We start from the raw sequence: 6,292 nt of genomic DNA on the forward strand, positions 1-6,292 counted from the left end.
TGCCGCGTGGGTATCGGCGGCGGCAGAGGGCACGCGGTGGTCGTCGGGGGGAGCATCGCCGGCCTGCTCGCGGCGGTAGCGCTCGCCCGTCATGCCGGGCGGGTGACGATCGTCGAGCGCGACCGGTACCCGGACCGGCCGGAGCCGCGCAAGGGTGTGCCGCAGAGCAGGCACACCCACCTCCTGCTGGAGAGCGGGCTGCTGGCCATCGAGCGGTTCCTGCCCGGCCTCGAGGCCGAGCTGGTGGCCGCCGGGGCGCTCCAGGTCCGGTCACCCACCGAGGTCCTGCAGAACATGCGCGGCCGCTGGTTCGGGAGGGGACCCGCGACCTCCTCGACGCTGTGCCTCACCCGGCCCCTGCTGGAGCACGGGGTGCGGGCCAGGGTGCTGGCACACCCGAGGATCACGGCGGTGCAGGGCACCGACGTCGTCGGGCTGACCGGGACCGCCCAGCGGGTCACCGGTGTGCGGCTGCGCGAGCGCGGCGGGGAGCGGGCCGGCACCGAGCCGACCGAGCTGCCGACCGAGCTGCCGACCGAGCAGCCGACCGAGCTCGCCGCGGACCTGGTGGTCGACGCCTCCGGGCGGTCCTCGCACACGCCCGGGTGGCTGGAGCGGCTCGGCGTGGCCCGGCCCGCCGAGGACCGGGTGGAGTCGGGCATCGGCTACGCCACGCGCGTCTACCGCGACGGCTCGGACGGTGCCCTCACCGACGCCCGCCTCGTGTACCTGGTGGGGGACACGATGGGCGCCGTGATCGTGCCGGTCGAGCCCGCAGGCACCCACATGATCACCTTCGTCACACCGCGGGGCGAGGCCCTGCCCACCGCACCCGGCGCGTTCGAGGCGCTGGCCGACCGCCAGGCGCACCCCCTGGTACGGCAGTGGATCGACGAGGCCGAGCCGGTCTCGCCGGTGTACGGGTACCTCAGGACGGAGAACGTGCGCCGGGCGTACGACCGGACGGTCCCGGACGGCCTGCTCGTGACGGGCGACGCGCTGTGCGCGCTGAACCCGGTGTTCGGGCAGGGCATGTCGACGGCGGCGCTCGCGGCCGTCGCGCTCGACGAGAGCCTTGCCGCCGGGTCGTCGAACCGCAGGACGCAGGCGGCGCTGCTCGCGGCCTCGGGGGACGCCTGGGCCATCTCGGCGGGCGCGGACAAGGCGCGGCCAGGAGTCGCGGGCAACGCCGCGCACCGGTCCGTCGGCGACCGGTTCACGGGCTGGTACCTGGCCAGGGTGCAGGAACGCTGCGGGGTCAATCCTGAGGTCCAGGACACCTTCCGCGAGGTGCTGGCGCTCGTGGCCCCGCCTGTCAGGCTGTTCCGGCCCGCGGTCCTCCGGTCGGTGCTCCTCGAGAAGGGCGCACCCGCCGACGCCGCCCCGCCGCTCCGGCTGTGAGGTCCGGCTGTGAGGTCCGGCTGTGAGGTGACTCCCGCACGGGAGTGTCAGTGGTCGGTCGTACCGTAGTCACATGCGACCCGTGACCGATCTGCAGCGCACGGTGGCCCCGTTCGAGGTCATCTCCGAATATCAGCCGGCAGGCGACCAGCCGACGGCGATCGCCGACCTGACCGAGCGTATCCAGGCCGGCGAGAAGGACGTGGTGCTGCTCGGCGCCACGGGTACCGGCAAGTCGGCGACGACGGCCTGGCTCGTCGAGAAGCTGCAGCGGCCCACCCTGGTGATGGCGCCCAACAAGACGCTCGCCGCGCAGCTCGCCACCGAGTTCCGGGAGCTGCTGCCCAACAACGCCGTCGAGTACTTCGTGTCGTACTACGACTACTACCAGCCCGAGGCGTACATCGCGCAGTCGGACACCTACATCGAGAAGGACTCGTCGGTCAACGACGAGGTCGAACGCCTCCGGCACTCGGCGACCTCCTCGCTGCTGACCCGGCGGGACGTGATCGTGGTCGCCTCGGTCTCGTGCATCTACGGCCTGGGCACGCCGCAGGAGTACGTCGACCGCATGGTCCGCCTCGACGTGGGTGACGTCGTGGACCGCGACCAGCTGCTCCGCCAGTTCGTGACCATGCAGTACACGCGCAACGACGTCGCGTTCACGCGCGGGACGTTCCGCGTGCGCGGCGACACCGTCGAGATCATCCCGGTGTACGAGGAGCTCGCGATCCGGATCGAGATGTTCGGCGACGAGATCGAGTCGATCCAGACGCTGCACCCGCTCACCGGCGACGTCGTCCGCAACGAGCAGTCGATCTACGTGTTCCCGGCCACGCACTACGTGGCGGGTCCGGAGCGTATGGAGCGGGCCATCGGTGGCATCGAGAAGGAGCTCGAGGGCCGGCTGGCCGAGCTCGAGAAGCAGGGCAAGCTGCTGGAGGCGCAGCGGCTGCGCATGCGCACCACGTACGACATCGAGATGATGCGCTCGATCGGCACCTGCGCCGGCATCGAGAACTACTCGATGCACATCGACGGCCGCGAGCCGGGTACGGCACCCAACACGCTGCTCGACTACTTCCCCGAGGACTTCCTCCTCGTCATCGACGAGTCCCACCAGACGGTGCCCCAGATCGGCGCCATGTACGAGGGCGACGCCTCCCGCAAGCGCGCGCTCGTCGACCACGGCTTCCGCCTGCCCAGCGCCATGGACAACCGCCCGCTGAAGTGGGAGGAGTTCACCGAGCGCATCGGGCAGACGGTCTACCTGTCGGCCACCCCCGGCGACTACGAGCGCTCGCTGTCGGACGGGGTGGTGGAGCAGGTCATCCGCCCCACCGGCCTGGTGGACCCCGAGATCGTCGTGAAGCCCACCACGGGCCAGATCGACGACCTGCTGGGCGAGATCAGGGACCGGGTGGACCGCAACGAGCGTGTCCTGGTGACGACCCTGACCAAGAAGATGGCCGAGGACCTCACGGACTACTTCCTGGAGCGCGGCGTGCGGGTGCGCTACCTGCACTCCGACGTGGACACCCTGCGCCGCGTCGAGCTGCTGCGCGAGCTGCGGATCGGCGAGTACGACGTGCTGGTGGGCATCAACCTCCTGCGGGAGGGCCTGGACCTGCCGGAGGTGTCGCTCGTGGCGATCCTCGATGCCGACAAGGAGGGCTTCCTGCGGTCGGGGCGGTCCCTCATCCAGACCATCGGCCGTGCGGCCCGAAACGTGTCCGGTCAGGTCCACATGTACGCGGACAAGATCACGCCCGCAATGCGCATGGCCATCGACGAGACCTCGCGGCGCCGCGAGAAGCAGGTGGCCTACAACACCGAGCGCGGCCTGGACCCCCAGCCGCTGCGCAAGAAGATCGCGGACGTGACCGACATGCTCGCCCGCGAGGACCTGGACACCCAGGAGCTGCTGGCCGGCGGGTTCCGGAACAGCCGCAAGGGAAAGGGCGAGGGCAGGGGAGCGCGGGTGCCCGGCAGCCCGAAGGAGGGCTCGACGACCGGCAACCGGCTCTCCGGCGCTGCCGCGAGCGAGCTGGCCGAGCTCATCCAGGAGCTCACCGACCAGATGCACGCGGCGGCCGCGGAGCTGCAGTTCGAGGTCGCGGCGCGGTTGCGCGACGAGATCTCGGGGCTCAAGAAGGAGCTGCGGCAGATGCAGGCGGCGACGGCGTAGAGCGGGCTCCAAGCGGAAGCCGATCCCTGGCCCACCCGGGCCAGGGCTCGGCTCGGTTTGCGTGAACAACAGCGGCGAACGAGTTCTGCGAACGAAAGCCGCGAAGCGCCCAGTTCACCCTTGACCTGGTCACAGGCCCGGAGGACCCTGATCCCGCAGGGGTGCAGCGCACGTCCGGGAGCGCGACAGGCCAGGAGGCCCGTGATGCGAGCACTCACACAGGACAGCTACGGCTTGGATGCCCTCGCGGTACGAGAGATCCCCGAGCCGCTCCCCGCGAAGGGGCAGGTGCTGGTCCGGGTGAGTGCGGCGGGGGTCAACCCGTACGACTGGCACTTCGCGGCGGGGCAGCCGATGATCGCCCGCCCGATGATGGGCGGGCTCGGCGGTCCCCGTCCCCAGGTTCGGGGAGCCGACCTGTCGGGAGTCGTCGTGGCGGTCGGCCCCGGCGTCACCGCGTTTGCGCCGGGTGACGAGGTGTTCGGGTTCGGGGCCGCCGGGACGTTCGCGGAGCGTGCGGTGGCGAACGCCACCCGGATCGCGCACCGTCCGGTCGACCTCACCCATGTCGAGGCCGCCGCGCTGCCGATGGCGGCCGTCACGGCGCTCCAGTTCCTGCGCGCGGCGGGGCTCACGGCCGGGCAGCGCGTGATGATCACCGGCGCGGGTGGCGGCATCGGCCACTTCGCCGTGCAGATCGCCGCCGCGTGGGGCGCGCACGTGACGGGCGTGTGCAGCACGCGCAACGTGGCGATGGTGCGCGAGCTCGGTGCCTCCGACGTCATCGACTACACAAGCGAGGACGTCACGGCGGGCGAGCGGCGCTTCGACGTCGTCTTCACCAATGCCGGCCGGTACCCGCTGCGCGCGCTCGGCCGCGTCGTCGTGCCGGGCGGGCTGATCCTCACCAACGACGGGAGCAAGGCGGGGCTGTTCGGCTCCATGCCCGACCTGCTGGCGGCGCCGCTGGTGTCGCGGTTCCGCCCGTACCGGGCGATGAGCGTCTCGGCGTCCGAGAACGGTGAGGACCTCGCGGTGCTCGCCCGGATGGTGGACGGCGGCACACTGCTGCCGATCGTGAGCGCGACGTACCCGCTCGACCGCGCGGTCGAGGCGATCCGGCAGGTGGCCGGTGCCGGGCACGCGCGCGGGAAGCTCGTGGTCACACTCGTCTGAGCCGGAGGTGCAGCGCAGGGTGCGGGCCGAGGGACGAGGCACGCACCTGGAGCGGAACGGCAGGCTCGGACGATATTCACAGAGCCCTGAGGAGCGGCGACGTGCGTCACGTTCGGGAACAAACGTGCTGTCACGTATGCTTCCCTCCGTTGGAGGGGAGTACCTCATAACGGCTTGGTCGTCATCACAGCTGCCGATGACGTCAGCTCGGCCTGGCCGGCTCGTGGTGCGTCAGCGTCTGATCTCGGTCAGGCTGGTGTACGGGCGAGCGAGGAAGACCTCCGGTGCCCTGCTGTACACACCGGAGGCTCGAGGCTGTCGCGCGTTCCTCCCTGTTCCGGAAGGAAACAATGGTCCACGAACTACCCGTGACGTTCGAGGTGATCTCGCTCGGGGCGATGCTCGTCCTGCTGATCGCCGACCTCCTCATCGTCGGCCGTCGCCCGCACGTGCCGTCCATGAAGGAGAGCGCCATCTGGGTGAGCTTCTACGTGGGGCTCGCCGTGATCTTCGGTGGGATCGTCTGGGGCGTCGGTGGCATCACTCCGGCCGCGGAGTTCTACGCCGGCTGGCTCATGGAGTACTCCCTGAGCGTCGACAACCTCTTCGTGTTCGTCATCATCATGGCCCGGTTCGCGGTGCCGCGTGAGCAGCAGCAGCGTGTGCTGATGGTCGGCATCATCATGGCGCTGATCTTCCGTGCCGCGTTCATCCTCGCGGGTGCGGCACTGATCGAGCAGTTCACCTGGCTCTTCTACATCTTCGGCGCGTTCCTCATCTACACGGCGATCCAGCAGGCGATCCCCGAGAAGCCCGAGGAGCACGACGACTACAAGGAGAACGCCCTCATCCGGCAGATGCGGAAGGTTCTCCCGCTGCACCACCAGTACGACGGCGCGAAGCTGCGGACGGTCGTCGACGGCCGCAGGCTCTTCACGCCGCTCATCATCGTGTTCCTGGCCATCGGCTCCACGGACGTCCTCTTCGCTGTCGACTCGATCCCTGCCATCTTCGGCATCACCAGGGACCCGTTCATCGTGTTCGCCACCAACCTGTTCGCGCTGATGGGTCTGCGGCAGCTCTACTTCCTGCTGGGTGGCCTGCTCGACAGGCTGGTGTACCTGCCCTACGCGCTCTCGGCGATCCTCGGCTTCATCGGGATCAAGCTGATCCTCGAGGCGCTGCACACCAACTCGATCCCCTGGATCAACGACGGCCACGGCTTCCACTGGGCGCCCGAGATCCCGATCTGGCTGTCGCTCACGGTGATCGTCGTGTCACTGGTGGTCGGCACCGTCGCGAGCCTCCTCAAGTCCGCGCACGACGAGCGGGTGGAGGCAGCGAAGGAGCCCGAGCCGTCGGAGGAGTCCTCGAAGTAGGTCTCTGAAGCGACTCGCAACCGGCTCGCAACGGCGCCGGTAGCCGTACAGCAGGCCGACGGCCGGAAGATCCACATGACCGCGACCATCACGGCGAAGGCGAGGCCGAAGCCCACCAGCGGCGAGATGATCATGGGCAGGACCACCT

The 6,292-nt window shown here is 69.9% G+C and carries 4 protein-coding genes; all 4 read left to right on the forward strand.

Annotated features, from left to right (window positions below):
• Positions 1 to 6: 6 nt before the first annotated feature.
• Positions 7 to 1,401 (forward strand): FAD-dependent monooxygenase, encoded by a 1,395-nt coding sequence (locus AB0I32_RS25515; RefSeq protein WP_357511203.1) that lies wholly within the window; start codon positions 7 to 9, stop codon positions 1,399 to 1,401.
• Positions 1,402 to 1,474: 73 nt separating this feature from the next.
• Positions 1,475 to 3,589 carry an excinuclease ABC subunit UvrB gene (gene uvrB, locus AB0I32_RS25520; protein WP_357511205.1) on the forward strand — a complete coding sequence of 705 codons (2,115 nt, stop codon included), beginning with the start codon at positions 1,475 to 1,477 and terminating at the stop codon, positions 3,587 to 3,589.
• A 204-nt stretch (positions 3,590 to 3,793) separates the two neighbouring features.
• A complete protein-coding gene (locus AB0I32_RS25525; protein ID WP_357511207.1) occupies positions 3,794 to 4,765 on the forward strand; it encodes an NAD(P)-dependent alcohol dehydrogenase in 972 nt (323 codons plus the stop codon).
• A 350-nt stretch (positions 4,766 to 5,115) separates the two neighbouring features.
• A complete protein-coding gene (locus tag AB0I32_RS25530) occupies positions 5,116 to 6,144 on the forward strand; it encodes a TerC family protein (protein ID WP_357511209.1) in 1,029 nt (342 codons plus the stop codon).
• Positions 6,145 to 6,292 lie beyond the last annotated feature (148 nt).

Source organism: Promicromonospora sp. NPDC050249, from assembly GCF_040656015.1.
Lineage (GTDB): Bacteria > Actinomycetota > Actinomycetes > Actinomycetales > Cellulomonadaceae > Promicromonospora.

Coding starts and splice junctions, on each gene's coding strand:
- uvrB (WP_357511205.1), top strand. CDS start 1,475: ATGCGACCCGTGACCGATCTGCAGCGCACGGTGGCCCCGTTCGAGGTC.
- AB0I32_RS25525 (WP_357511207.1), top strand. CDS start 3,794: ATGCGAGCACTCACACAGGACAGCTACGGCTTGGATGCCCTCGCGGTA.
- AB0I32_RS25530 (WP_357511209.1), top strand. CDS start 5,116: ATGGTCCACGAACTACCCGTGACGTTCGAGGTGATCTCGCTCGGGGCG.